Source organism: Paraburkholderia sp. Ac-20340 (genome assembly GCF_017104965.1).
In the GTDB taxonomy this organism is placed as follows: domain Bacteria; phylum Pseudomonadota; class Gammaproteobacteria; order Burkholderiales; family Burkholderiaceae; genus Paraburkholderia.
In genome coordinates this window covers 99,787-124,911 of the sequence record NZ_JAAGPR010000001.1, presented here as the reverse complement: position 1 = coordinate 124,911, position 25,125 = coordinate 99,787, and the positions used below count along the sequence as shown (strand labels likewise).

Genomic DNA, 25,125 nt, shown 5'->3' with positions numbered 1-25,125 from the left:
CGCTTTAAAGCAGACGAGGCAAGGCAATGCCGGGCTGCCCGACATCGGCGACCAGCACCTTGCCGCTTTTCGATTCGGTGATAAAGATCTGGCGGCGTTGCGGCCCGCCAAAGGCAAGATTCGTCACCGTCTCGCCCGCGCACGATTGCACGCGCGCAATGCACGCGCCGTTGGGCGCGAAGACGAACACATGTCCCAGCGAAGCATGCGCGACATAGAGATTGCCGGCTTCGTCCATCGCGAGGCCGTCGGGGCCGCTGGTGCCGAATAGCGTGCAGAAACGCCCTACTTTTGCCGTGCCGCCGCTATCGAGCAAGGGCACGCGCCAGACTGCGTTATCGCGTGTCATCGCCACGAACAGCACGCGGCCGGACGGATCGAGCACGAGACCGTTCGGGCTCACGCCATTCGAAATCAGACAGTCGAGGCGGCCGTCGGGGCGCAGACGATAAACGCGGCCCGATGGATCCTGCAAGCCGGTTTGGCCTTGATCGGTGAAATAGATATCGCCGTTCGCCGCAATCGCCAGATCGTTGCAGCCCTTGAACGATTCGCCGTTGCGCGAGGTCAGCAGCGGTTCTACGCGGCCGCTTTGCGCATCGAGCTGCAGGATGCCGTTGCGATAATCCGCGATCAGAATGCGGCCGTCCGGGTGAAACTTCAGGCCATTGGGCTCGCCGTCGTATTGCGCAACGAGCGTCCACTCGCCTTCGCGGTCGATGCGAAAAATGCGCCCGAAAGGAATATCGACGACATACAAACGGCCTTGCGCATCGAACGCCGGGCCTTCGAGAAAGCTGTCGACGCTCTGGCCTGACTTGTTGGCATTGGCCCAGGCGGAGCCGATGCCGGTCTGGCGAAAGCGCTCCGGCATCGAGGAGAAAACCCGCGTTTCAATCACGCGCGGCGGTTGATCGAGATAGAACATGTAGTGCCCTCAAGCGAGGCGAAGCGAACCTGAATTCGAGGCCTGAAAACAAGGCCTGAATTCAGGCTGTTATCAACCCGAAATCTGTTCGAGACTGAGACCCCGTGAACGCGGGCCGAAGAGTCCAATCGTCAGGACTACGACGAACATGGAACCGGCGATCAGCGCGAACACGCCCGGCACGCCCAGATGGCGCAGGAAAAAACCAATCATGAAACCCGACAGCATCGCGCTGATCCGGCTCGCCGAATACACAAGGCCGATCGCGCGTGCCCGCATGCGGGTCGGAAACAGTTCGGCCTGATACGTGCGGTACGAGAACGTCATGCAGTTGCCCGCCAGCGTCATCAGCAGACCCATGGCGACGAGCAGCATCGGCGCGCGCTGCTGCGCGAAGATCACGCCGAGCACCGCCATCGCCGCCGCGGCGCCGACAATCAGCCATTTACGCTCGACACGATCGGCGATCAGCATCGAGAGCAAAGGCCCAAGCGGGCTCGCAATCGCGATCAGGAACGAGTACCAGAGGCTGTGCGTGAGCGTGACGCCTTTTTCTGCCAGCAACGTGGGCACCCAGCTTGCGAAGCCGTAATAGCCAATCGACTGGAAGAAGTTGAACACCAGCAGCATGATCGTGCGACGGCGGTAACGTGCGCTCCAGGGGCTATCGTCGCTGGTAGCTGCGGGCGTTGACGATGACGTTGCGGGCGCAACATTCTCGATTTTTGCAGCAGGCAGCGGTTTGCCCGTTGCGCGCTCGATACGGCGCTCCAGGCGCGCGACAATCGCTTCGGCTTCCGCGGTGCGGCCGTGCTGGATCAGCCAGCGCGGGCTTTCCGGCAAACCCAGGCGGATCAGCCAGACGAACACCGCGCCCGAGCAGCCGATCCACACGACCCAGCGCCAGCCGTCCTGACCGAAGGGCGCGATCGGCACGAGTTGCCACGAGAGAAACGCGATGGTCGGAATCGAGGTGTACTGGATCGCCTGCACGAAAGCGAAGGCACGGCCGCGCAGACGCGCGGGCACGAACTCCGAGACATAGGCGTCGATGGTCACCAGTTCCGCGCCCACGCCGATGCCCGCGACCACGCGCCAGAACACCACCCAGCCCGGCTCGCTTTGCAGCGACATCATCACGGCGGCGAACGTGTAGCACAGCAGCGCGCCGACAAACACGCGCCGGCGGCCCATGCGGTCCGCGATAAACGCCACGCCAATCGTGCCGATAAAAAGCCCGAGAAACAGCGCCGCGACGAACGCCCCCAGACCGCCGAGATCGAATATCGAGGCCGTCGTCTTGCTGAAAATACCGGCCTTGACGAGCCCCGGGCCGATATAGGCCGTGAGGAACATGTCATAGATCTCGAACCAGCCGCCCAGCGCGAGCGCGCCGATCAAAAGCCACACGGGCGCGCTGGGCGGCAGCCGGTCGAGCCGCGCCGAAATCTGGCGCGCGTGGACCTCGGGCGCCAGTTGAGCCGCCTGCGCGGCGGCGCGGCGAACGTCGCCCGAATCGGACGATGCGCCCGATTCATGCGCGAGCGCGGCTGGGGTGCTCGATTGCATAGCCTTGTCTCCTGTTTTGTTTTTAAGGATGCCTTACCTGCAATCGCGCCTAAACCGGGCAGCCCTTCTTGCGCAGCAGCGCGTTGAAGCGCTCCGGGTCGGCCGTCCCCGATGCATTGGTCGCGCGGATCGTGTCTTCCTTGTCCGCATGCGCGCGCACCAGCGGCAGCAGCGTATCGAGCCGATCGACCGGCACGGCGATCACGCCATCGGCGTCGCCCAGGATCAGATCGCCGGGATTCACGATCATGCCCGCACAGGCGATCGGCACATTCACTTCGCCGGGGCCTTCCTTGCTCGGGCCGCGAAACGTATGGCCGCGCGCGTAGACGGGAATGCCGCCTTCGGCCCACTCGGCCAGATCGCGGATCGCGCCGTCGATCACAAAGCCGCCAATCTTCTTCGTGAGCGCCGAGGTGCGCATCAGCCCGCCGATCAGCGCCTGGGTCAGATCGCCGCCGCCATCGACGACGATCACATCGCCGGGCTGCGCCAGTTCGATCGCCTTGTGAATCATCATGTTGTCGCCGGGACGCACGCGCACTGTGATGGCCGGGCCGCACATCGTCAGCGAGATCGAATGGTGATAGGCGTTGAGCCCGTAGGCGCCGGTGCTGCGGCCCATGCAATCGCCCGCGTGCGCGACCGGCACGCTGCGGAACGCCTCGATCTGCGCCGCGCTCGGCAGTTGCGTGCGTTGGCCGACGAAGAAACCTGCGGGCCAGCCGGCCCGATCCTGGAGTGCGTTCATGCGATGACCTTTGAATCAGCGTGAGAAAGAGTGAGGGCGGCGGGGTTCACGCAGGCGGCGGCGTCGAGCGGCTCGCCGCGCAGATAGCGCAGACAGGTTTCGGCCGCCGATACCGCTACGGCGTCGAGCGCATCCGGCGTCGAGCCGCCCACGTGCGGCGTGAGCACCACATTGGGCAGCGCGGCGAGCGGATCGCCAGCGGGCAACGGCTCGTTGCGGAACGTATCGAGACCGGCGGCGGCGAGCTTGCCGCTGCGCAGCGCATCCACGAGCGCGCTTTCGTCGATGAGTTCGCCACGCGCCGTGTTGATGACGATCGCGCCATCGGGCAAACGCGCGATGGCCTGCGCATCGAGCAGATTGCGCGTGTGTGCGTTCACGGGGCAATGCAGGCTCAGCACATCGGCATGGGCGAGCAGATCGTTCAGCGAGCGTTCGAGCGTGACGAAGGGCTGCGCATCGGCCGGCTTCGCGACAGGGTCGAACGCGCGCACATTCATGCCGAGCGCGTGCGCAATCGCCGCGACGCGCTTGCCGATCTGCCCATAGCCGACCAGACCGAGCGTGCGGCCATGCAACTGACGGCCATCGCCCGTGCGGGTCCAGCGGCCCGCGCGCAGTTCGCTGTCGTAGAAGTTGAGCTTGCGCGCGGCGGCCAGCATCAAGCCGATCGCCAGTTCGGCGACCGAATGCGTGTTGGTGCCGGGCGTCGTGAACACGGGAATGCCGCGCTGCGTGGCGGCATCGACATCGATATTGGTCACGCCTACACCGTGTTTGCAGATCACACGCAGCGTCGGGCAGGCCGCGATGGCCGCGCCGGACAGATCGACGGTGCGCGAAATGACCGCGTCGATGGGCTGCGTCGCGAGAATGTGCGCGACCTGTGCGGCGTTCTGGGCGTCGTCGATATAGACGGTCTCGCACTGCGCGGCCGCCAGCACGCGCTGGCCAGCAGGCGCGAGGCGCGGCGCGGTGACGAGGATGCGAAAGGCCATGCTGGGTGTCTCCTTGTTGATCTCGATGGCGTGGTGCTTGCCTGTCGTCATTGTTGACACCACGACTCATAATGTCTATTTTCGTTTTTTCATCTTTCCATTCCTGTTAGCTATGGATTCGACATGGTCATGAACCTGCAGGTGCGCGATTTGATGTATTTCGCGAAGGTCGCGGAGCTGGGGCATCTGGGGCGGGCCGCGGAGGCCTTGCATGTGACGCAGCCGGCTTTGTCGAAATGTATCGACCGGCTTGAGGAGACTTACGGAGCGGCGCTGTTCGAGCGCAGCGGGCGCGGGATTCGTCTGACCGATGCGGGGCGGCTGTTGCAGGAACGCGTGCGGCTGGTCGAACGCACGCTCGATGAAACGCAGCGCGAGATTGCTTCGCTGGGCGCGGGGTTGTCGGGGCTGGTGAAAGTGGGTGCGGCCGCAACGATCGCCGAATTCATCATGCCGACGGCCTGCCGCGTGTTGCACGAGGAGGCGCCGGCTGTTGTGGTGGAGTTGCAGATCGGCATGAACGATGTGCTGCAGGAGGCGTTGCGCAAGCGGCTGCTGGATGTGGTCATTGGGCCGCTTGGGGCGCATGACGAGGCGTTAGTGCAGATTCCCATTCTCGCCGACGACGTGGTGGTGGCGGCGAGTGCTTCGCATCCGCTGGCCGGCAAAAAAGCGACGCTGGAAGCGATGGCCGCTTGCGGGTGGGTGCTGCCGGCGCAGTCGGTGGCGACCAGGCAGTGGCTCGAGGGCGTGTTTGCGGCTCATGGGCTGCCCGCGCCCAAGGCTGCGGTGATGACCAGTTCGATTGCGGCTGTGCCGAGGTTGATTGCCGAGACTGGGTTGTTGAGCTTTATTTCGCGGCGGAATCTGGAGGCCGGGCGGTTTACGCCTGCTTTGGTGGAACTGCCCAATCCCGCTACGACGATGACGCGGGAGTTTGGTGTCGTGCATCGGAATGATGGGTATCTTTCGGCAGCGGCGCAGCGGTTGGTGGAGATTGTGCGCGCGCAAAATGCCACGCGTCCTGCTTAAGACGAGACACCGCAACGCCCCGGCTGAAAGAGAAAGAACCAGCGCCCAAAGGCGCCAGTCCCATTTGCACCGCTGTCCTTATGCCGCCGATGTCGCGTCGGCCAGCGCAGCCTGCCCCGTCGCCGCCGGTTGGTTGCTGGCCAGTTGAGCATCCGCCGTTGCGCCCGTTTGCGACGACTTTGCCGGATCGAGCATCGCAGCTTGCGTCGCGGCCTGCTCGGCCTTGTCGCCCGCATAGGTCCAGTACAGAAACTTTTTGTCCCGCTTGCCCATGAAGTAGCGGCGGCTCGTTGTCCAGCGGCTCGCCTCAGCGAAGCTCACGTAGCTGTCCGCCATCTGGTTCTTGAAGCCTGCGATTGAGTCGTGCACGTAGAGGTCGAAGAAGCGGTCGAACTTCTGGCGCAGCGTCGGATCGAGGCCGCCGAGCCAGTTGCCGTTGACACGAGTCGCCGCATCAATCGCTTTCATCTGGTCGGAAATAGTCGACGTCAGGAAACCACCGGCCATGCGACGGATTTGATCCGTGTCATCGTTCCATTCCGCGTCCGTGATCGCCATGTAGTGATCGACGCCGCCGGGCGGCTTCAGACGACCGTCGTGCAAACGCCGGCTGCGGCTTGCACGCCATTGGTAATAGCGGTTCATGTGCCAGATGACGTGCGTTTCCAGGCGGGAACCGCCCGGTGCAGGACCGCTCGCCTGTTCGTTGCCCTGGGCCATATAGACATTCCAGAGGTCTTCCAGCTCGGGAGAAATCGCAAACAAAGCGCCGGCTGTCTCCATCACCTGTGCCGGGGGCTTAAGCGGCACACCGGCCTTCCATGCCTCGATATACAGGTTATTCAAGGGCACATTGGCCAGTTCGTTGGTGCGCCCTTCCTGGCTATTGCTCGTGTAGCCACCGCCGACATCGGAGTGCATGCCGGGGTAATACGTTTCCACACAATTCGACGGGACTGTTTGATCCTCGCGCACCGAATCGCTGGGAAATTTCTCGCGGCACTCGTGCGAAGCAACGAAGTGAACGCACTGACGTACGTAAGCGGGAATGCGCAGGTCGTTGGCCCATGCCGCGTGTCCGCCTTCATCGACGAAGCCATAGAGAGCCCCTCCCAACACCGGCCCAAGGCTCCATTCCAGGTTCGACTCGAGCTTGCTGCCGCCAAACCCGGTCGAAGCAACCGTGTCGAGAATCCCCAAGAAGTAAACCACGACCTCGGGGCGCGTTCCGTTCATGTTCTTCTGTCGCCACCACAGCTTATTTCCTTCTGCTTCGGCCAGATGTTCGGTCAGCATGCGCACGAAGGCCCGCGCTTCGGTTGCGCCGCGCGAGAAGCCGAACACCGAAATATTGATCTGGCTGACAGCCGGCATGTGAGTGCCGACGTGTTTGTTCAGTTCATTGAGCATCCAGCGAAGCCGCAATTCGCCTTTGCGCGCCGAAGCCATCCCGAGCGCCTTGTCCAGGCCGCCGCCCGAATCGCCGACCTTGGCGCACGGCGTGCCAACGCCCTCGATATAGCGGCGCACGGTTCGCGGCATGGCCCCGTCTTCGACGTGCGCAAACTGCCAGAGCTTCGCGATATTGCTGTACTGGACCGCGTCGGCCTTCGTCGAGCCGTTGCCGTCAGCCTGGAAGTTATTGCCCGTACCGTCAAAAAATGCCGAGAACCACACCGGCTTGGGACACACCTTGCAATTGTCTTTGTCCGACGAGTCCAGCGCCTCCCGCTGTTTATTGCGAGTCTGGCTGTCCCTCGGCGTCAGGTCGGTGATGCGTCGGATGATGGGCGCATTGCTCATTGTTTTACTCCGTGCGGATGCCCATTCAGTTCCAGTGAACGGGCTTCTTGCGCCCATAGAGCGGATTGGATATTTCCTTCAGGCACGCGCGCCCGCTCAGCTTGGGCTGCTCGTTGCGCCGGGCGATATCGACCTTTACCGGCTGACGGTCGATCACGAAATTCATGTCGCCTTCAACACGCCCGTCGGGAAAGAAGTGCAGCAGAATGCCGCTGGTCTTATCCTTGAGGGGCGGTTGCGTAATGGTGATCTCACCCTCGCACCAAGCCGTACCGGGTTCGGATTCCCGTTGGGTGTACGCGTCGTAGTTCTTGCTCGATGCGTACAGCTTCGCATCGACCACGCGCTGCCACCACACCTTCATCTTCAGCGGCGTTTTCCAGCGGAAGTCCCAGGCAAGACTGGGCTGACCGCCTGGCCCGCCTTCCCATTGCGTATAAGACTGCGGCGTGGCGCTCGCGCCGTTGGCACTCGCCGCATCGTCGAGGCTCTTCGCATTGAGCGGCAGCAGATAGACGCCGTAAATGTCGTAGTCGGTGTAGTTGTACGAACCCGCCGTAATGATGTCGATATTCGGATCGTCCCACTTGCTGTCGGCACTCGTGCCGAAGCTCTTCGGCTCGCCGCCGGTCGAACCGCGACTGCATGCCGAAGCAGCGAGCGCCATGGCCGTCAGTACCGTGAGGCAGGTGTATCGGGTAGTCAGTTTCATGGAATGTCGGCGGCGTCCCGTGGACGCCTGATTCGTTTTAATTTGCTGCTTCGGTCTGAATGCCGGGCTGCGTTTCGGCTTGCATGCGCGCCCATTCGCCGGGCGGCACGAGTGCGAGCGCCTGCGCGAAATCCAGCCCTTCATCGAGCGCGGCGATCATCGGCTGCACGGCAGGAAGTTCGTCGAAACGCGGTCCGTAAGTTAACGCCAGTTCGTACCAGGTGAGCAAAGACGCCGGGCTGTCCTCGCCATGCGCGCGGAACCGATCGAGCTGCTCGCACACGAAGTCGTACTGGTTTGCCAGCGGCACACGTTGCATCAACGAGGCGAACTCGCTACGCAGGCGTTCGAGCAACGTGTACGGATAGCAGGCGGCGAGCAGATCGTCCTCCTGCTGTTGCGACAATTGCAGCGGAAAGCGGGCGGCGGCGGCGAGTTCGCCAGCCTTGCACGCCGCCTTGATGCGCGCCACGCTCAGGTTCCGACGCGCGTCACGATAAATCCAGCCGTGCACACCGCGCGCGAGCCACGCAACATGATCCGCTGGCAAGATGTCGAGCCAGAACGGCAACACACGCGGATCGAAGAAACGCATCAGCATCGTGCGGTCCATCTGCTCGAGCTGCACATCAAGCATCGGCGTGAGATGCGCGGCCAGCGCCCCGAGCGTGAGCGGCGAAACGATCACGCTCGAAGCGTCCCAGACGATGCCGCCATCGTCTGCCTCATCCCCCTCATCCTCCAGCGGCAACTCGAACAGCAACGGCCCAACGGCCTGCGCGTCGAGATCGGCATTCGCCAGCAGCGACAGGGCTGCAAACGTCGGCCAGCGTTCCCGCTGCGCGACGTTCTGCGTTTGCAGCAACGCGCCATCGACGAGTACATAGGCGTGCAAGCCTTCCCCACCCGCGAGAACCGCATCGATGATCCGGCGCGCCGGACCGGTTTGAATCTCGAACGTCATGCGTGAACTCCCCTCAAGCCTTGGCTGCGAAAGGCGACGCCATCGAGGCCGCATTGACCATGCAAGGCGCGCAGGGCGTGCCCGGCAGCGCCTGTGCAGGAACGGGGAGGCTGTCAGGGCCGACGAAGCCGTGCGACGCGGCGTGCGTCGTGAATGCGCCGTTGGTGCCGTGGGTGATGCCGGCGCTATTCCAGCGCGTATAGCTGGTGCCGCCATTGATCAGGACTTCTTCTTTGGCGGTCAAGGTGATTCGGTTGGCGTCGACCTTCACGTCGAGCTTTGCCAGCACGTTGATGGTGTTCTTGAGCGCCTGAATGTCGATGTCCGCAGCGGCGGCGACCAGCTTGATGCCCTTCTCGAACGCGGCCACGCGCACCGCGTCGTGCGCGCTGACCAGCATGCTCTGGCCGGCTGCGATACTCGTGTGCTCGCCGCTCGTCAGCGCGATATGCCGGTCGCTGGCGAAGTGCGTCGAACCCGAGGTCGTCGTCTCGATACCCGCAGGGCTGGCCAGTGTCAGATGCGGTTGCGCGAACTCGGGAAATTCACCCTGTTGCGGATTGCCGCCGCTGCCGCGCAGCGCTTCGTTCTGCGTCTTCAGGGCATCGCGCACCGCATCCTGATCGCCGCTCTGCTGCGCCTTCACTTCATGTGCCGATCCCGACAAGGTTCCGTGCAGATCCTGCGCCTTCGCCAGGCGCGCGGTCGTCTCGCCCATATCGGTTGCGTGCGCTCGGGCTTCTGGGCGCGCTTCGCTGGTGATCAGCAAACCTTTAGCCGCGCGCACAGCGCCGTGCGCATCGGTGCGCAGTTCGAAGCCGCGGGCGCGCTGGTCGGTGCGCCCTTGCGTATCGTCGATGCGCACGTTGTGGCCAAGCGTCAGTTCGCTGGCGTCGGTGTCGCTGCGCAACTTCAGTTGCAACTGCTGCGCCGTATCGTCGAGCAGGATGTGATTGGAGCGACCGCCGGCCTGGTTGCCAGCATCGGCGGACAGTTCGCGGCTCCGCAGGCCTGTGAGCACGTGCTGATCCGGCAGCGCCCAAGGCGGCATGCGGTTGCCGTTGTACGTGGTGGCCGTCACGATCGGACGATCGGGATTACCGTCGAGGAACATCAGAACCGCTTCGCTGCCCACGCGAGGATGGGCCACCATGCCCTTCTCGCCGCCCGCCCAGCCGGAAGCCACGCGAATGCGCGCGCTCTGCTGCGTGGCGCGATCCCAATGAAAGATCACACGCACGCGGCCGTATTCGTCGACATCGACGCTGCCTGCGTCGCTGTTACCGGCAATCGTCGCCGTTTGAGGCGCCTGGATGCGCAGCGGCTCGCTGTTCTGGCCGCGTCCTGGACGCCACGGCGTATCGCGGCGCAGGGCGATGAAGCGGTTGCGGTACTCGGGTTTGCCCCCATCGGCCTGCAGATAGTTATTCGAAGCTTCGTGATGCGCTTCGAGAATCAGATATTCGTGGTCCTGCGCGCGCGCCGACGCGGCACTAAAATGATCGGCCAGCTCGAACCAGCGCCCCGGCATAATGCCGTGATGGTTGCCGACGGCTTCGAAGCGCTGTGACGCGGCCTCGATCTCTTCCATGCGTAGCCGCGTGACGGCGTCGCCCGCCTGGGCTTCTTTGCTGAAGCCGTAATGCCCAACGTACTCGTGATGGTCGACCGCAGGCGCCACCCCGGAGGCTTGAAGCGTCGGAAGTTGCGCATGAGCCGCGCGTGGCGATTTGAAATCGAACGCCGTGGCGCTATAGCTACCGGCCGACAAAACCCGCTTGCCCGACCAGCTGGAAATGGCGTCTTCCTCTTGAGGGCCGCCATGCGACTGGAAGCGGATCTGCGCAGACGCGCCATCGACCGGATTGCACTGCACCGTGCTGTCGTCGCCGATGACGAGCCGCATGCCCTGCTCGCCGTGCTCCCACCAATATAGATAGCCCGCAGCTTCGAGATGACGAACGACGTAATTCCAGTCGCTTTCGCCAAGGCCACCGCCCTGCACGTTCATCGTTCGCGACGGATCGTCGCCGCGCACGCGCCACTCCCACGCGGGAGCGAGAGCCGGATAGTCGGCGAGGATCGTGGCGATCTGCTGCTGCAACGGCTGCGCGAGAAACAGGCGATTGTTGATACGGGTCTTGAGGAATTCGCTCCAGGGACGCAGCACCGCGCGATATTGCGCAATCGAAACGTCACTGCCAACGAGCGCAAATTCAGTGCAATAACCGCTGAAATAGCGCGCACCGCCATCGGGGCGCACGAGCGCAACGGCCAGCAACTTGCCGAGCATGTCGTCGAGCATCACGCCGGCTTCGTTGCCGAGCAACGTCAGCTCGAAACGAAAGTCGATACCGAGACCTTCATGAGCGACGAGCCTCTCGACAACGAACGCGACCGTGCGACGCCGGCCATACGAATCAACGGCTGAAGGGGCGTCGTCGTGTGGAAAGCTCAAGGCGAGCAGGCGCTTGTCCTGCATGAAAAACGCACCGTGCGCAAACGCGGACAGATCATTCATGGTTGCATCAAGAGTGGTCAGGCTATGCCACAGCGAACTGCCAAGGCGCCGTTTATTAATGCGCCGAGAATATCTTACGAATCTGATTACAGCAATGCAGAAAGTCTTTTTAGTGTAAGAATTAAATCAGGCATTGGAAGCACAGGCTGGAAACTCTTGATCGGGAAAGTAAATAATGCCGCAATACGGAAAAGAATAAATCCGTCCGGAAACTATGACCGGCATTCTGATGCACCATGAATTAGCGCTTCAACAATGAAAGCGCATGTTGATCTTCTGGATTGAGTGCGCCTTTTGTTTTGATATGGCAGCTTGCGCCTGGATAAGCACCATTCCGTGTCATCGAGCCGCAGCACCAAAGCACCAAAAACAAAAAGCCCGCTCCGGCATCAAACCGGAGCGGGCTTTTTTAAAACTACGAGACTGCCTTATTCCTTATCGGTCTTCAGCAGCGGCAGCGCCGAATCATCGCCGCCTTTCAGCAGACCAACCTGCGAGTACACGCGCAGCTTGTCGCGCGTGTCGGTGATGTCGAGGTTACGCATCGTCAGCTGGCCGATACGGTCGCGCGGCGAGAACGTCGAGGCCACCTTCTCCATCGACAGACGTTCCGGCTGGTACGTCAGGTTCGGCGACTTCGTGCTCAGCAGCGAGTAGTCGTTGCCGCGGCGCAGTTCGATCGTCACTTCGCCCGTGATCGCGCGTGCGACCCAGCGTTGCGCCGTTTCGCGCAGCATGATCGCTTGCGGGTCGAACCAGCGGCCCTGGTACAGCAGACGGCCCAGACGGCGGCCGTTTTCGCGGTACTGCTCGATGGTGTCTTCGTTATGGATGCCCGTCACGAGACGCTCGTAAGCGATGTGCAGCAGCGCCAGACCCGGGGCTTCGTAGATGCCGCGGCTCTTCGCTTCGATGATGCGGTTTTCGATCTGGTCGCTCATGCCCAGACCATGACGGCCACCAATGCGATTGGCTTCGAGCAGCAGTTCCACGGCGTTCGGGAAGGTCTGGCCGTTCAGGGCGACCGGCTGGCCTTCTTCGAAGCGGATCGTCACTTCTTCGCGGTCGACCTTGACGTCGTCGCGCCAGAACGCCACGCCCATGATCGGGTTGACGATCTTGATGCCCGATTCCAGGCTTTCCAGATCCTTGGCTTCGTGCGTCGCGCCCAGCAGATTCGAGTCCGTCGAGTAGGCCTTTTCAGCCGACATCTTGTACGCGAAGCCTTGCTGGTTCATGAACTCCGACATTTCGGCACGGCCGCCGAGTTCGTCGATGAAGGTCTGGTCGAGCCACGGCTTGTAGATCTTCAGATCCGGGTTGACGAGCAGACCGTAGCGGTAGAAGCGCTCGATGTCGTTACCCTTGTAGGTCGAACCGTCGCCCCAGATGTTCACGCCGTCGTCCTTCATCGCGGCGACGAGCATCGTGCCGGTCACGGCGCGGCCCAGCGGCGTCGTGTTGAAGTAGGTGACGCCGGCCGTCGAGACGTGGAATGCACCGCTTTGGAGCGCGGCGATACCTTCGGCGACGAGCTGCGCGCGGCAGTCGATCAGACGTGCGCCTTCTGCGCCGTATTCGGTCGCGCGGCGCGGGATCGCGTCGTAATCTTCTTCGTCGGGCTGGCCGAGGTTGGCGGTGTAGGCGTAGGGCACGGCGCCCTTCTTGCGCATCCAGACCAGTGCGGCGCTGGTGTCAAGGCCGCCGGAAAACGCGATGCCGACTTTCTGGCCGGTCGGAAGAGATTCGAGAATCGTGCTCATGGTTGTTCATCCAGTCGATGCATTGACCCGCCGCCACGATACCGCGACGAGTGTGAAAAGTGGTCGTGCCGCGCAGGTCGAGCCGCGCCGGTGCTGCCTGTGCCGGACATCGCGCAGAGGCTGCGGAAACCGGTCGCGCAAGCCTTCTAGTTTAGCCGATCGCGCCCTGCCCTCCAGCGCCAGGCCTGGCGCCCGGGCGGTCCAGCCGCCGCGTCGATGCGTCCCCATCAGGCCTTCCGCGCCAGCGAAGGCAGCGGAAAAAGGCCGGGATCGGCACGGCGATCCTGCACGGAACGGGAGATTTTAAAGCCTTTCGGGATTTTCCCGAACCATTTCAGCGGATTTCGGGGAAAACAGGCGCTCTGGAGGGTCTTTTCCAGCCCGAAACGGGCCGATTCGAGAAGGGGCGCGATCGCCGCACAATGCAAAACGGCCGACGCTCAAGCGCGCCGGCCGTTCATTTCCCCTGTTTTACCTGCGCAAGCGCGGCTTACTCGGCGTACTCGCGCACACCCTGCACCGAACGCATGCCAGCCGTCTCGTGTTCGTCGCGCTGATGGCCGGTTTTCGTCACGGCTTGCGTCACCACGCGCGCCGTCACCGGCGTCACCTTCGCCGCCGCTGCAGCCTTGCCGCCGCGCACGAAGCGTCGGCCTTGCGGACCGTAGACGCCATCGGGTTCCGGGAACATCCACAGCAGCGCCAGATACAGCAGACCGCCCACCACAAACGACACCGGCACACTCAGATCGCAGCCGCCCGCAAGATTGCCCAGCGGTCCGACAAACTGGTCCGGCAGGTTCACGAACGACAGACCCAGGAACGCCGCCGGCAGCCACGCGCCCATCGCGCGCAGGTTCCAGCCATGCGTGAACCAGTAATGACCGCCGCGGCCGCCACGATTGAACACCTGCAGATCGTCGCCGAGATAGAAGCCGCGGCGCTGCATATAGCCGATCACCATGATCGCCATCCACGGGCAGCTGAACGTGCAGATCAGCGTCGAGAACGTCGACACGCTCTCCACCAGATTGAACGCGAAGCGGCCGATAAAAATGAACGCAATCGCCAGCGTACCGATCAGCAGCGTGGCGCCCACGCGGTTGAGGTACTTGGGGAACATGCTCGACATATCGAGGCCCGTGCCGTAGAGCGCGGTCGTGCCCGTCGACATCCCGCCGATGATCGCGATCAGGCACATCGGCAGCAGGAACCAGCGCGGCGACACGGCCAGCAAACCGCCCACGTAGTCGTTCGAAGTGATGAAGCTCGGTGCGTGCGTGGCGATGATGGTCGCCGTCGCGAGGCCGAAGAAGAACGGCACGAAGGTGGCGATCTGCGCGGCGTACACGGCGCCCATCACGCGATAACGCGGCGTGGTCTGCGGAATGTAGCGGGCCCAGTCGCCGAGCGTCGAGGCGAACGACACCGGGTTGCTCAGCGCCACCAGCACCGCGCCGATAAACGCGGCCCAGAAGCCCGCGCTGCCCTGATGAAGCGTGCCGGCGTAATGCACGTCGAACGTGCCCTTGAACGCAAACGCGCCGACCACGAACATCAGGCTCGCGGCCCACACGGCGATCTTGTTCACCCACAGCATGAAGCGGAAGCCGTAGATGCACACGACCAGCACGAGCACGGCAAACACCATGTAGGCGATGCCGAGCGTCCAGCCGTTCTGCGGCAGGCCCACCATATTGTGCGCGCCACCCACGAGCGCATCACCCGAACTCCACACGGCGAGCGAGAAGAACGCGACAGACGTAAGAATCGCGAGGAACGAACCGACGATCCGGCCATGAATGCCGAAGTGCGCGCCCGACGAAACCGGGTCGCTGGTGCCGTTGCGCGGGCCGAACGAACTCATCGGCGCGAGGATAAAGGTGCCGGCCAGCACGCCGATCACGATCGACCACAGGCTCGCCTTGAACGACAGGCCGACGAGCACCGGGAACGCGCCCAGCACCGAAGTCGAAAAGGTATTGCAGCCGCCGAACAGCAGCCGGAAAAGATCGATAGGTCGTGCATAGCGCGACTTGTCGGGAATACGCTCGAAACCGAAGGTCTCGATCTGCGTGATGCTGGTGTTGTCTGCCATGGTGTCTCACTCCTTGGGGCTTGGCTCTGGCGTTCTGGTGTCTTGCGCCTTGCCGGTATCCCGTCGCGCGGTCAGGGCCGCGCACTGTCCTCATCTCTGGCGGTCACTCTAATTCACTCGAATGCGCGCCATATTGCGTATTTCAAACGTTCACTTCATGCGCGGCCAATGTTTTCCCGGCCGCTTTTTTTATGGTTGCACGCACATCGATATCGATCAGGCACACGCGCGTTCTTCCTCCACGCTTTGTGCGCCATACACGTTGAGCAGGTCTTCGCAGAATGCGCGCACGATGGGTTTATCGGCGGCGCCGCGTTTGACGGCCAGATGCAGCGGCACATCGAAACCGAAAGCCGTGCGCCCCAGCACGCGAATCAATCCGCGTTGTTCGAAGGGTTGCGCGTGATGCTCGGGTAGATAGCCGATATGGCTGCCGGAAAGAATCAGCACCGTGGCGGCGTCGATACTGTCCGCAATCGCCGTGACCTGCCGTTCGCCGATACTCGCGAGTTCTTCGGGCACGGGATAACTGCGCCAGATCCAGTCGTGCACGCGCAGATCGTCGAGCGTCACATCCGGGCCTTCGTGAAAGAGCGGATGACCACGCCCGCAGCAGATCACCTGGCGTTCGCTGAAAAGCTCGGTATAGCTCAGCCCCGCCACGCGATGCCAGAAGTAGCCAATCGCCAGATCGAGCTGCTGGTTCACGAGGCTTTCTTCAAGCTCCTGCGGCGGCGCCACGCGCATCGCGAAGCGCACCGCCTGATCGCGTTTGCGAAACGCGCCAATTGACTCGGCAAGCCGCACGTTCTCCACATGCGAAGCCTGCCCGATCAGGCCGATCGACAGCGTGCCTACCAGTTTGCGGTCGATATCGCGCACCTGCGCGACGAACTGCGAAGTGGCGGACACCAGCGCACGCGCCGAACTCACGAAGCGCTCGCCCTTCGACGTCAGGCGAAAACCGCCGCGCCCGCGCTCGCAAAGCGTGAAGCCCACGCGCGCTTCCAGCGCGGAAAGCTGCGAGCTGATGGTGGACTGGCGTACGCCGAGCGTCGCTTCGGCGGCGGTAATGCCGCGCGCGTCCACCACGGCGAGGAAGACCCGCACGAGGCGCAGGTCGAGATCGGAAGTATTGGAAAACATGCCGCTGTCTACTCACTGCGGCGGCGCCCGTCGAATGCGAACGCCGCCTTGCGCTTCACATCACATCGGAAAGCCCAGGGCCTTGATGCCCTTGATCCAGGCCCGCTTCCAGCCGCCTTCGGCATCCGCGCCATCGAAGGCGTGGAAAGTGACCTTGGCCGCCAGCCAGCGCACCGGCTCCGGCGGAATATAGGTCGGGCTCAGTTTGGCGATGTCGAGATCGCGTTCCGGGCTCTGGCGATCGAACAGCAGGTTCAGACCCATGAAGGCGCCGAAGCGGCTCGCCGCCACGCCAAAGCCCGTATAACCGGCAACGAACACGGCCTTCTCGCCGAGATAACGCTTCGCAAACACCGAACCGCGCGAGCAGTAATCGATCGGGCCGCCCCACGCGTGCGAGAAGCGCACGTCGGCGAGCTGCGGGAAAGTGTTGTAGAACGCCTGCGCGAGCCGGTAATAGGTTTCGCGCTTTTCATCCTGAGGCGGATTGGGATCGCCATCGAAGTGATAGCTCACCAGACCGCCAAAGATAATGTTGTTGTTCTTCGTGAGGCGGAAATAATTGAGCTGCGTGCGCGTGTCGTAAATACCCTGACGATTCTTCCAGCCAATACGCGCGAGCTGTTCTTCGGTGAGCGGCTCGGTGGCCAGCACGTGATCGCGAACCTGCAGCACGCGGCGGTTGATATCGGCGATACCCACTTTGGCCGTGCCGCTGCCAAACAGCACGCGCGGCGCGCGCACGCTGCCTTCGGGCGTCTTGACGAAGACCGTCTGGCCTTCGTCGGTGACTTCGAGCAGCGGGCTGTATTCATACAGACGCACGCCCAGCGAAAGCGCCGCACGCTTGAGACCCCAGGCGAGCTTGGCCGGATGCACGATGCCGCTGCGATTGCGCGACCAGAGGGCGCCCGCGAACAGCGGCGAATCCAGTTGCTCGCGCGTGGCTTTGCCGTCGAGCAGTTCGACGTTATGGCCGTATTCGGTGTGCAGATCGTAATCGGCCTGCAGATGCTCGACGTGATCGGGATCGACGGCCACGGTCATCTCGCCGTTCCATTCGATATCGGCGTCGATGTTGTAGCGCTTGAGCGTCTCTTCGAAACCATCCAGATTGCGATGGCCGAATTCTTCGAGTTGCTTGATGTCGTTCGGGAACACGCGCACCGCATTGGGCAGGCCGTGCATCACCGAAGTCGAAATAATGCCGCCCGCGCGACCCGATGCGCCGTGTGCCACACGTCCCGCTTCGATCACCACGACATCCAGATCGGGCATCTGCTCCTTGGCCTGCACGGCAGCCCACAGACCCGTAAAACCGCCGCCGACGATCAGCAGATCGGCTTGCGTGTCGAAAGTGAGTTTCGGCTCGGCGGGCGGTTGCGCCGGATTGTCGAGCCAGTAAGGCGAAAGCTTCGTGCGCGACAGCGCCTCTTCGACGCCGAGTTCGACGGGCTTGCGCGACTTTTCGCGTGCGGCGGCGGGCGTGGAGGGCGGCGTGGCGATGCCGGCTTCGTAGAGTTGTGCGCTGTCACTCATGATGGCTTCACTGCATAAAGCGAGGGGGACGGCGCCGCGCCGTTCGCTATCGAAGCGGGGCGCGGCTTGCGATGAAAGTCGCGAGCGTGGCCGCGACGTTTATCGCAACGTTTATTGTTGCGGTTCGAGCAGGACGTAGAACTTCTTGGCGTCTTCGATGGTTTCCCACTTGCCTGCGAAGCCCTTCGGCAGCAGATAGCCCTGACCGGCCGAGAATTCCTTGCGTGCGCCATTGGCATCGGTCAGTGCGACCTTGCCCTCGACGAGCCAGCAGGCTTCGTCCGCGCCCGTCTCCGGGAATTCGACCGAACCGACCTTGCCTTCCCACCAGCCGATCACGTAGCCGCCGTTCTTGCCTTCGGCCGCGCGCCAGTCGCCTTCGTCCATGCCGTAGTCGAGCTTGGTGAAATCGCCCAGACCTGCGCCCAGTTCCTTGATGTCCTGAATCAGCTTGCTCATGTGTGTTCCTGTATCGGGCGTCGTTTTGACGCATTGATTGAATCGGTGCGGCCATGTTGCCGGGTCGCGCCGCGCCGGTATGCCCCCCCTCGGGGGGGGCAAGATGCGTTTTGCGTGATGCCGCCGATTCGATCTGGCGCTTTTTGGCGGCCTTTTCAGCAAACTTGCCGGGCAGCGCGAAAATCCCTGAAAACCCCGTCTAACGGGCGGTGCAGCCCTTCGGCTATAATGAATTCGCCTTCAATCTGGGGCACGCCATGCTGATTCCCGTACCCCTGCAAGAACACACCCAATTCCCGCTGTCGTTCAAAACGCTCGGCAACGTCATCGAAGCCGTCGGCACGCCGGATTTCGTCCCTCGCCTCACGCTTCTGCTCAATGAAGTCGTGCCGCTGAACGTCGTCCATATCGAGCGATCGCGCGCGGACAGCAACATGCCCAACGGCTATCGCTGCGAATGGGTGGGCAGCGGCGGCGTGGGCATGGATTCGGGCACGATTTCGGAAGTCATGACGCTCTACTACGATCGCTTTTACGAAAGCGATCCGTTGTTTGCGGGCATACGCGGCAAGATCGGCACGATGCTGGTGGTGCGCGACATCGGCGCGATCCCGCCGGGCGAATTCCGCCAACGACTGTTCGACGAAGCGCTGATTGCGCACGAATGCGTGCTCGCGCGCGGCACGCGGCACGCACAGCACTCCATTGCACTCGAACGCGCGCTGCATGCGCCGCCGTTTTCGCTCGCCGAAATGAATCGCTTTCGCCATGTGAGCGACTTTCTGTTTCCGCTGCTCGAATTGCACGCCTCCACCAGCGCGGCGCGGCGTGTGGCGCATCCCACCTCGTATCTGCATCCGCTTGCGCAATTCGACGCGCGTATTGCCGCCGATGGCGTGAAGCTCTCCAAGCGCGAATACGAAATCTGCGCGCACCTGATCACGGGCAAGACCGTGCCGGAAGCCGCGGAGATTCTGGGCGTGCGCACCGCCACGGCGGAGTCCTACGTCAAGCGCGCATTCGCCAAACTGGGCGTGCGCACCAAGCGCGAACTGATTGGCTGGGGACACGCTTCCCCCTGTCTCGCGGCGCTGTAAACGCCCTTTTGCATCGATTGCCATCGATGTGAACATCTCAACTTCGTGATTTGCGCGGCGCGCGCCTCGCCTACCATCGCCCGATCGCTTCAACTGCATTCCACTGCATTCCTCGCCTTACGCGAGAGCAATCAACGATCGGAGACACCCCACATGCAACGCGAACTTAACCAGCCGCTGGGCGGCAACGAAATGCCGCGTTTCGGCGGCATTGCCACGATGATGCGGCTGCCGCAAGCCGAAACGACGGACGGCCTCGACGCCTGTTTTGTCGGCGTGCCGCTGGACCTGGGCACCTCGAACCGCTCGGGCGCGCGCTTTGGACCGCGCCAGATCCGTTCGGAATCGGTGTTGCTGCGTCCGTACAACATGGCGACGCGCGCGGCGCCTTTTGATTCGCTGCAAGTAGCGGATATTGGCGATGTGGCGACGAATCCTTATGACCTGAAGGATTCGATCCGGCTGATCGAAGAGGCTTATGACGCTATTGTGGCCAATGGCTGCCGGCCGATTACGCTGGGCGGCGATCATACGATTGCGTGGCCTATTTTGCGGGCTCTGCACAAGAAGTACGGCAAGGTGGCGGTGGTTCATATCGATGCGCATGCCGATGTGAACGACACCATGTTCGGCGAGAAGATCGCGCATGGGACGCCGTTCCGGCGTGCGGTTGAAGACGGGCTGCTTCAGTGCGATAAGGTTACGCAGATTGGTCTGCGTGGGACGGGGTATCACGCGGATGACTTTGATTGGTGCCGGCAGCAGGGTTTTACTGTCGTTCAGGCCGAGGAGTGCTGGAATAAGTCGCTGGCGCCTTTGATGGCGCAAGTGCGCGAGCGTGTGGGCGATACGCCGGTTTATCTGAGTTTCGATATTGATGGGCTCGATCCGGCTTTTGCGCCGGGGACGGGGACGCCGGAAGTCGGCGGGCTTACCGTGCAGCAAGGGCTCGAAATCATTCGAGGGATGAAGGGGCTTAATGTGGTTGGGGCGGATCTTGTGGAGGTTTCTCCGCCTTACGATCAGGCGGGGACTACCGCGCTTGTGGGCGCTAATCTGGCGTTTGAAATGCTTTGCGTTATGCCTGGGGTTAATTACCGGTAAGCGATTTTTTTGATTTTTTTTGGGGTGGTTTTTTTTTGTTGTTGTTGGCATTTCCTTGAGTTCGTGTCGGTCTATTAGCGTTGCCCCTGTGCGGGGCGGCACCTACTTTCTTTGCGGCGGCAAAGAAAGTAGGCAAAGAAAGCCGCTCACACCGCCAATGTGACGCAGTCCACAACCAGCCTTACACGGGGAATGGTATAGGGGCATCCGGCATCCCGCACCTTCAAAGGTAGTGACAAAGCCGTCATTCATCCCGTTGCTCGCTACGCGCGCAACGGTTGGGTTTGCAAGGGAAACCAGCAAACCTTCGGTTTGCGTTATGCCCATCGGGGCGCATAGCGCCCCCGGGTGGGCGGGCGCCTTGTCACTAGCTTTGGTGGCGTGGGGGACCGGATGCTCCTATACCTTTCCCCCTAAAAGGCGGTTTGTGGACTGCGTCACACTGGCGGTGTGAGCGGCTTTCTTTTGCCTACTTTTCTTTGCCGCTGCAAAGAAAAGTAGGTGCCGCCCCGCACAGGGGCGACGCTAATAGACCGACACGAATTCAAGGAAATGCCAAAACAAAAAAAGAAACCAAACCAAACAGGAGACGAAACAATGACGACGACAACGACACATCAAGCAACCGCAGCAACCACCTTCACACTGCCAGCGGCAACAATATCGGGCACGCCCCATCAGATCGCAAACGCAGAAAAGACCCCCATCCACAACGCCGCCACAGGCGCCCTGATTGGCTGGCAAGAGCACGCCACAGCGACCGAGATCGACGCAGCGGTAAAAGCGGCACACGCATCCCTCCCCGCGTGGCGAGCCACATCCCCCACAACGCGCGGAAAGATACTAAAGAAAATCGCAGAACTAATAGAATCTGACCGCGACCGCCTGGCAGCAATGCAAATGCAGGTCAGCGGCAAACCGCCCTTCGAAGCGAACCTCGACGTCAGCGACGCCGCCGCCACGTTCTCCTACTACGCGGACCTGTGCGCCACCGCCAGCACCTTCGCCGCAGAGCCAATCGAACTCCCGGACAACACCGTCACCGGCGAACGCCACTATGAACCCGTAGGCGTCGCGGCCCTAATCGTGCCGTGGAATTTCCCGATGGTCACCACGGCCTGGAAAACGGCCCCCGCATTGGCCGCAGGCTGCACCGTCGTGCTCAAGCCATCGGAATTCACATCGCCCGTCGAGCACATGCTGGCCGCGATCATCGCCGAAGCCGGCGTGCCCGATGGCGTCGTCAATATCGTCAACGGCGGCGGCGCCGTGGGTGCGCAACTCACCGCCCATCCGCTCATCGACAAGATTTCGTTCACCGGCAGCACCGCATCAGGCAAGAAAGTGATGCAGGCCGCCGCTGAAGACATGAAACGCGTAACGCTGGAACTAGGCGGCAAATCCGCGCTGATCGTGCGCGCCGATGCCGATATCGAACGCGCCGTCTCGCTCGCCATCGGCGGCGCTTTTGCCAATGCCGGGCAGATGTGCTCGGCCACGGCACGCATCCTCGTGCACGACGATGTCTATCGCAAGTTCATGGCGGCGTTCGAAAGCGCCGTGCGCGCCATCGTGGTCGCGCCGCCCCGGGGCGATGACGTGGCGATGGGGCCGCTGGTCTCGGCCGCGCAGCGCGAACGCGTGCAGTCGCTACTGGCGCAAGGCGTGGATGCGGGCGCATCGGTGGCGTTCTCGGGCCAGCTCGACGCGGCCTGCGGCGACGGCTTCTTCATGGCGCCCGTGGTCGTAGCCGAGCCCGCCGCCGACAACGTTCTCTGGAGCGACGAAGTGTTCGGCCCGGTCGCCTGCGTGAAGTCGTTCCGCACCGACGATGAAGCCATCGCGCTCGCCAACGATACGCGCTATGGCCTGGTCGCAACCGTCGTGACCGCCGATCAGGACGCCGCGCGCCGCTACAAGGCGCAACTTCGCGCGGGCCTCGTGTGGATCAACACGCCGCAACTGATCTTTCCGCAGGTCTGCTGGGGCGGCCTGGGTCTGAGCGGTATCGGCCGCGAGCTGGGCCTTGCCGGTCTGCGCAGCTATCAGGAACTGCGCCATTCGATCGCCGATGCAAGCTGACACCGGCGGCACTCGCTGATTGACTTCAGTCCCGCGCCAGACCCGTCTGGCGTACCGGCGCGGGCGTCACCAGCGTTGCGCAGCAGGGCACCACGCACAGAAGCGCGAGCAGCATCCAGAAGGACGTCTCAAGGCCCACGGCCTTGGCGACAAAGCCCACCAGCGCCGGGCCCATCAGCACGCCCGCATAGCCCGTCGTCGTGATCGCTGCAATCGCGAGCGCGGCGGGCATGGTGTGCTGCGCGCCTGCACGGCGAAACAGCACCGGCACGATGTTCGATGCGCCCAGGCCAATCAACAGAAAGCCCGCCAGCGCCAGCGTCGCGACCGGCGCGACCAGCAACACCGCAAACCCGCCGACGGCCACGAGGCCGCCCCACACCAACGTGGCGCGATCCCCTATGCGGGCCGTCACGGCGTCGCCGGTCAGGCGCCCCACCGTCATTGCGATGGCGAACAGCATGTAGCCGAGACCGCCCTGCGTCGCAGCGACCAACCCTTTGCCCGTGATCAGCAACGCGCTCCAGTCGAGCAGCGCGCCTTCCGCAAGGAACGCAATGCAGGTGAGCGCCGCGATCAGCAGTACGATGCCGCGCGGCATGACGAATAGCGGCCCGCTCGCGGCCTGTACTGCTCGCAGCAGACGCGGTGTCGCGACAAACATCGCGATCAGCATCAGCACCGAACAGAGCGCCGTGCTTTCCAGCGCGCCAAGATGCAGCGACAGCAGAAACGTCATCAACGTCGAGCCCGCAAAGCCGCCCACGCTGAATAGCGCATGAAAGCCCGACATCAGCGGCTTCTTCGCCGCGCGCTCCACTTCGACTGCATGCACGTTCATCGCCACATCGAGCGAACCGAGCGCCGCACCAAAGGCCAGCAACGCAGCGCCGAGCGTGGCAGGCGAAGCCGCGACGGTGAGCAAGGGCAGAATCAGCGCGAGCGCAATGCCGCTCGTGACGATAATCGGCTTGCTGCCGTAACGCGCACTTAGCGCGCCTGTTGCGAGCATCGCCACGACCGAACCCAGGCCGATGCAAAGCAACAACACGCCGAGCGTGCCGTCGTCGACGGCAAGGCGTTGCTTTGCGAACGGCACCAGCGGCGCCCAGCAGGCGATACCGAAACCACCCACAAAGAAGGCCAGACGCGTAGCGAGGCGCGTGGCGGGACGATCGGCGAACTCCATCGGCGTGGCTCCAGAATCAGATTGTGAAAACGAGCGTCATTCGCTCGCAGGACGTTGTGCTTGCAGAACGGTCGTGCCCGCTTTCCTGAGCGCGGCGATCTGCGCACGCGCGACATCGTGCTCGACCACCAGACACGCGACAGCATCCAGCGCCGCGACACGATGCGAGGCATGTGCTTCGATTTTGTCAGTCATGCTAAGGATGATCGTGTGACGACTGCGTGAAAGCACGATGCGTTTGAACGTGGCATCCGCGAATTCGTACGCACTCACGCCCTCTTGCGCCGATACGGCGCACGCGCCCAGAAAGCAGCGATCGATATGCAGGTTCTGCACGCTTGCGACGGCTGCGGCATCGACGCTGCCACCCACCACGGGGTTGACCTCGCCGCCCATCACAATGAGGCGGATATCGGCCCGCCGCAACAGCGCAGCGGCAATGTCGATGGAATTGGTCGCGACGGTCAGTTCGAAGTCTTCCGGCAGCATGTCGACCAGCGCGAGATTCGTGCTGCCGCTGTCGAGAAACAGCAGCTCGCCGCGCTGCACCTGCGTCACGGCCGCCGCTGCGAGCGCCTGCTTGCGCTCGCGCGCTTCGTCCATGCGCGCGGCCATGGGCGCAGACGCGGGCGAGACCGGCAGCGCGCCGCCATAGACACGCCGACACAGACCTTCGGCAGCCAGCGCGCGTAGATCGCGGCGGATGGCGTCTTCGGATACTTCGAATTCGGCAGCGAGCGTGGCCGCAACAACCGCCTGCCCGGCGGCCAGGCGCGAGGCAATCAGTTCGCGACGGGCGATGGGAATATCATCAGTCATGCACCATCATAACGTGCACAAACGAGAATGTAAACGTGCACAAACGTGCACGATATGGGGTCACAGGCGGAGATGCGCCCTCATGGCGGCATCAGGATTTTTCGTCGACTCAATCCGTATTCGCGATTTGTGATTTTTGATGTCTCGCGACTTGATAACAGGATCGGCCCTGCGCTCTAAGTTGGAAAAACGCGGGCCGCTTAGTTAACGCAACCCGCGCAATTACCCCGAAGCGCCGATTTTCAGCGTATTCACCGCCGCCGAATAGACCGCTTCATTCGCCACGAAAACAATCAGCGCATCGCCGCTATTGAGTTTTTCACTGCGCGCACGCAGTTGTTCGGCGACGCGCTCGATCGAATCGAGCACAACGATTTCAATTTCACCGGCTGTGTGGATGTGGTCGAGGTCACTCAGTCTCGTCACGCCATCGCCATAGCGAATATCGACGAGAACTTCCCCGCACGGAAGGCTGCATAGGCGAGTTCGCTCTCCGCCGCCAGGGCGGGAAACAAACTTGTCGGTCATTGTAGGTCTCTCAGGTTCTAGCG

General features: G+C 62.7%; 20 protein-coding genes. 4 read left to right on the top strand and 16 right to left on the bottom strand.

Translation table 11 applies throughout. The annotated features are described in order from the left end of the window. Nucleotides 1-4: 4 nt before the first annotated feature. The 4 genes from G3N59_RS00560 to G3N59_RS00545 form a co-directional block, all read right to left on the bottom strand. Nucleotides 5-928, bottom strand: coding sequence for an SMP-30/gluconolactonase/LRE family protein (locus G3N59_RS00560; RefSeq protein ID WP_205980525.1), 924 nt, complete (start codon nt 926-928; stop codon nt 5-7). A gap of 72 nt (nt 929-1,000) precedes the next feature. Further along, a complete protein-coding gene (locus G3N59_RS00555; RefSeq protein WP_205980524.1) occupies nt 1,001-2,497 on the bottom strand; it encodes an MFS transporter in 1,497 nt (498 codons plus the stop codon). A gap of 49 nt (nt 2,498-2,546) precedes the next feature. Beyond that, nucleotides 2,547-3,248, bottom strand: coding sequence for an RraA family protein (locus tag G3N59_RS00550; RefSeq protein ID WP_205980523.1), 702 nt, complete (start codon nt 3,246-3,248; stop codon nt 2,547-2,549). Next, the gene (locus tag G3N59_RS00545) at nt 3,245-4,297 is read right to left on the bottom strand and encodes a hydroxyacid dehydrogenase (RefSeq protein ID WP_205980522.1); all 1,053 of its coding nucleotides are present in this window, start codon (nt 4,295-4,297) and stop codon (nt 3,245-3,247) included. The genes G3N59_RS00550 and G3N59_RS00545 overlap by 4 nt, the downstream gene beginning before the upstream one ends. Before the next feature lie 72 nt (nt 4,298-4,369). Here G3N59_RS00545 and G3N59_RS00540 point away from each other — a divergent pair, with 72 nt between their 5' ends. Then, nucleotides 4,370-5,278 carry a LysR substrate-binding domain-containing protein gene (locus G3N59_RS00540; RefSeq protein WP_205980521.1) on the top strand — a complete coding sequence of 303 codons (909 nt, stop codon included), beginning with the start codon at nt 4,370-4,372 and terminating at the stop codon, nt 5,276-5,278. Between the two features lie 78 nt (nt 5,279-5,356). On the opposite strand, the gene G3N59_RS00535 is transcribed toward G3N59_RS00540, so the two are convergent. The 9 genes from G3N59_RS00535 to G3N59_RS00495 all read right to left on the bottom strand — a co-directional run bounded on the left by G3N59_RS00535 (nt 5,357) and on the right by G3N59_RS00495 (nt 18,283). Next, nucleotides 5,357-7,081: a DUF2235 domain-containing protein gene (locus tag G3N59_RS00535; protein ID WP_205980520.1), complete on the bottom strand. Its 1,725-nt coding sequence runs from the start codon at nt 7,079-7,081 to the stop codon at nt 5,357-5,359. Nucleotides 7,082-7,106: 25 nt separating this feature from the next. Further along, nucleotides 7,107-7,793: a DUF3304 domain-containing protein gene (locus G3N59_RS00530; protein WP_205980519.1), complete on the bottom strand. Its 687-nt coding sequence runs from the start codon at nt 7,791-7,793 to the stop codon at nt 7,107-7,109. 37 nt (nt 7,794-7,830) lie between these two features. Next, nucleotides 7,831-8,757 carry a DUF4123 domain-containing protein gene (locus tag G3N59_RS00525; protein WP_205980518.1) on the bottom strand — a complete coding sequence of 309 codons (927 nt, stop codon included), beginning with the start codon at nt 8,755-8,757 and terminating at the stop codon, nt 7,831-7,833. Nucleotides 8,758-8,770: 13 nt separating this feature from the next. Next, nucleotides 8,771-11,278: a type VI secretion system Vgr family protein gene (locus tag G3N59_RS00520; protein ID WP_205980517.1), complete on the bottom strand. Its 2,508-nt coding sequence runs from the start codon at nt 11,276-11,278 to the stop codon at nt 8,771-8,773. Between the two features lie 428 nt (nt 11,279-11,706). Further along, a complete protein-coding gene (argG, locus tag G3N59_RS00515) occupies nt 11,707-13,041 on the bottom strand; it encodes an argininosuccinate synthase (protein ID WP_205980516.1) in 1,335 nt (444 codons plus the stop codon). A 490-nt stretch (nt 13,042-13,531) separates the two neighbouring features. Then, nucleotides 13,532-15,139: a cytosine permease gene (locus tag G3N59_RS00510; RefSeq protein ID WP_205980515.1), complete on the bottom strand. Its 1,608-nt coding sequence runs from the start codon at nt 15,137-15,139 to the stop codon at nt 13,532-13,534. A 216-nt stretch (nt 15,140-15,355) separates the two neighbouring features. After that, entirely contained in the window at nt 15,356-16,285 is a 930-nt protein-coding gene (locus G3N59_RS00505; RefSeq protein WP_205980514.1) for a LysR family transcriptional regulator, read from the bottom strand. A gap of 60 nt (nt 16,286-16,345) precedes the next feature. Beyond that, complete coding sequence (locus G3N59_RS00500; RefSeq protein WP_205980513.1) at nt 16,346-17,824, bottom strand: FAD-dependent oxidoreductase; 1,479 nt, start codon at nt 17,822-17,824, stop codon at nt 16,346-16,348. A 111-nt stretch (nt 17,825-17,935) separates the two neighbouring features. Then, nucleotides 17,936-18,283, bottom strand: a complete 348-nt coding sequence (locus G3N59_RS00495) for a cupin domain-containing protein (protein ID WP_205980512.1) — start codon at nt 18,281-18,283, stop codon at nt 17,936-17,938. Between the two features lie 257 nt (nt 18,284-18,540). On the opposite strand from G3N59_RS00495, the gene G3N59_RS00490 reads away from it, so the two are divergent. From G3N59_RS00490 to G3N59_RS00480, 3 genes are all read left to right on the top strand, one after another. Then, nucleotides 18,541-19,380: a helix-turn-helix transcriptional regulator gene (locus G3N59_RS00490; protein ID WP_205980511.1), complete on the top strand. Its 840-nt coding sequence runs from the start codon at nt 18,541-18,543 to the stop codon at nt 19,378-19,380. Between the two features lie 153 nt (nt 19,381-19,533). Next, nucleotides 19,534-20,484 (top strand): agmatinase, encoded by a 951-nt coding sequence (speB, locus tag G3N59_RS00485; protein ID WP_205980510.1) that lies wholly within the window; start codon nt 19,534-19,536, stop codon nt 20,482-20,484. A 597-nt stretch (nt 20,485-21,081) separates the two neighbouring features. Beyond that, complete coding sequence (locus G3N59_RS00480) at nt 21,082-22,566, top strand: aldehyde dehydrogenase family protein (RefSeq protein ID WP_205980509.1); 1,485 nt, start codon at nt 21,082-21,084, stop codon at nt 22,564-22,566. Between the two features lie 25 nt (nt 22,567-22,591). Here the strand turns inward: G3N59_RS00480 and G3N59_RS00475 are convergent, their stop codons facing one another. The 3 genes from G3N59_RS00475 to G3N59_RS00465 all read right to left on the bottom strand — a co-directional run bounded on the left by G3N59_RS00475 (nt 22,592) and on the right by G3N59_RS00465 (nt 25,102). Then, nucleotides 22,592-23,755, bottom strand: a complete 1,164-nt coding sequence (locus tag G3N59_RS00475) for an MFS transporter (protein WP_205980508.1) — start codon at nt 23,753-23,755, stop codon at nt 22,592-22,594. 36 nt (nt 23,756-23,791) lie between these two features. Beyond that, complete coding sequence (locus tag G3N59_RS00470) at nt 23,792-24,574, bottom strand: DeoR/GlpR family DNA-binding transcription regulator (RefSeq protein ID WP_205980507.1); 783 nt, start codon at nt 24,572-24,574, stop codon at nt 23,792-23,794. A 222-nt stretch (nt 24,575-24,796) separates the two neighbouring features. Further along, nucleotides 24,797-25,102, bottom strand: coding sequence for a hypothetical protein (locus G3N59_RS00465; RefSeq protein WP_205980506.1), 306 nt, complete (start codon nt 25,100-25,102; stop codon nt 24,797-24,799). Between the last annotated feature and the right edge of the window lie 23 nt (nt 25,103-25,125).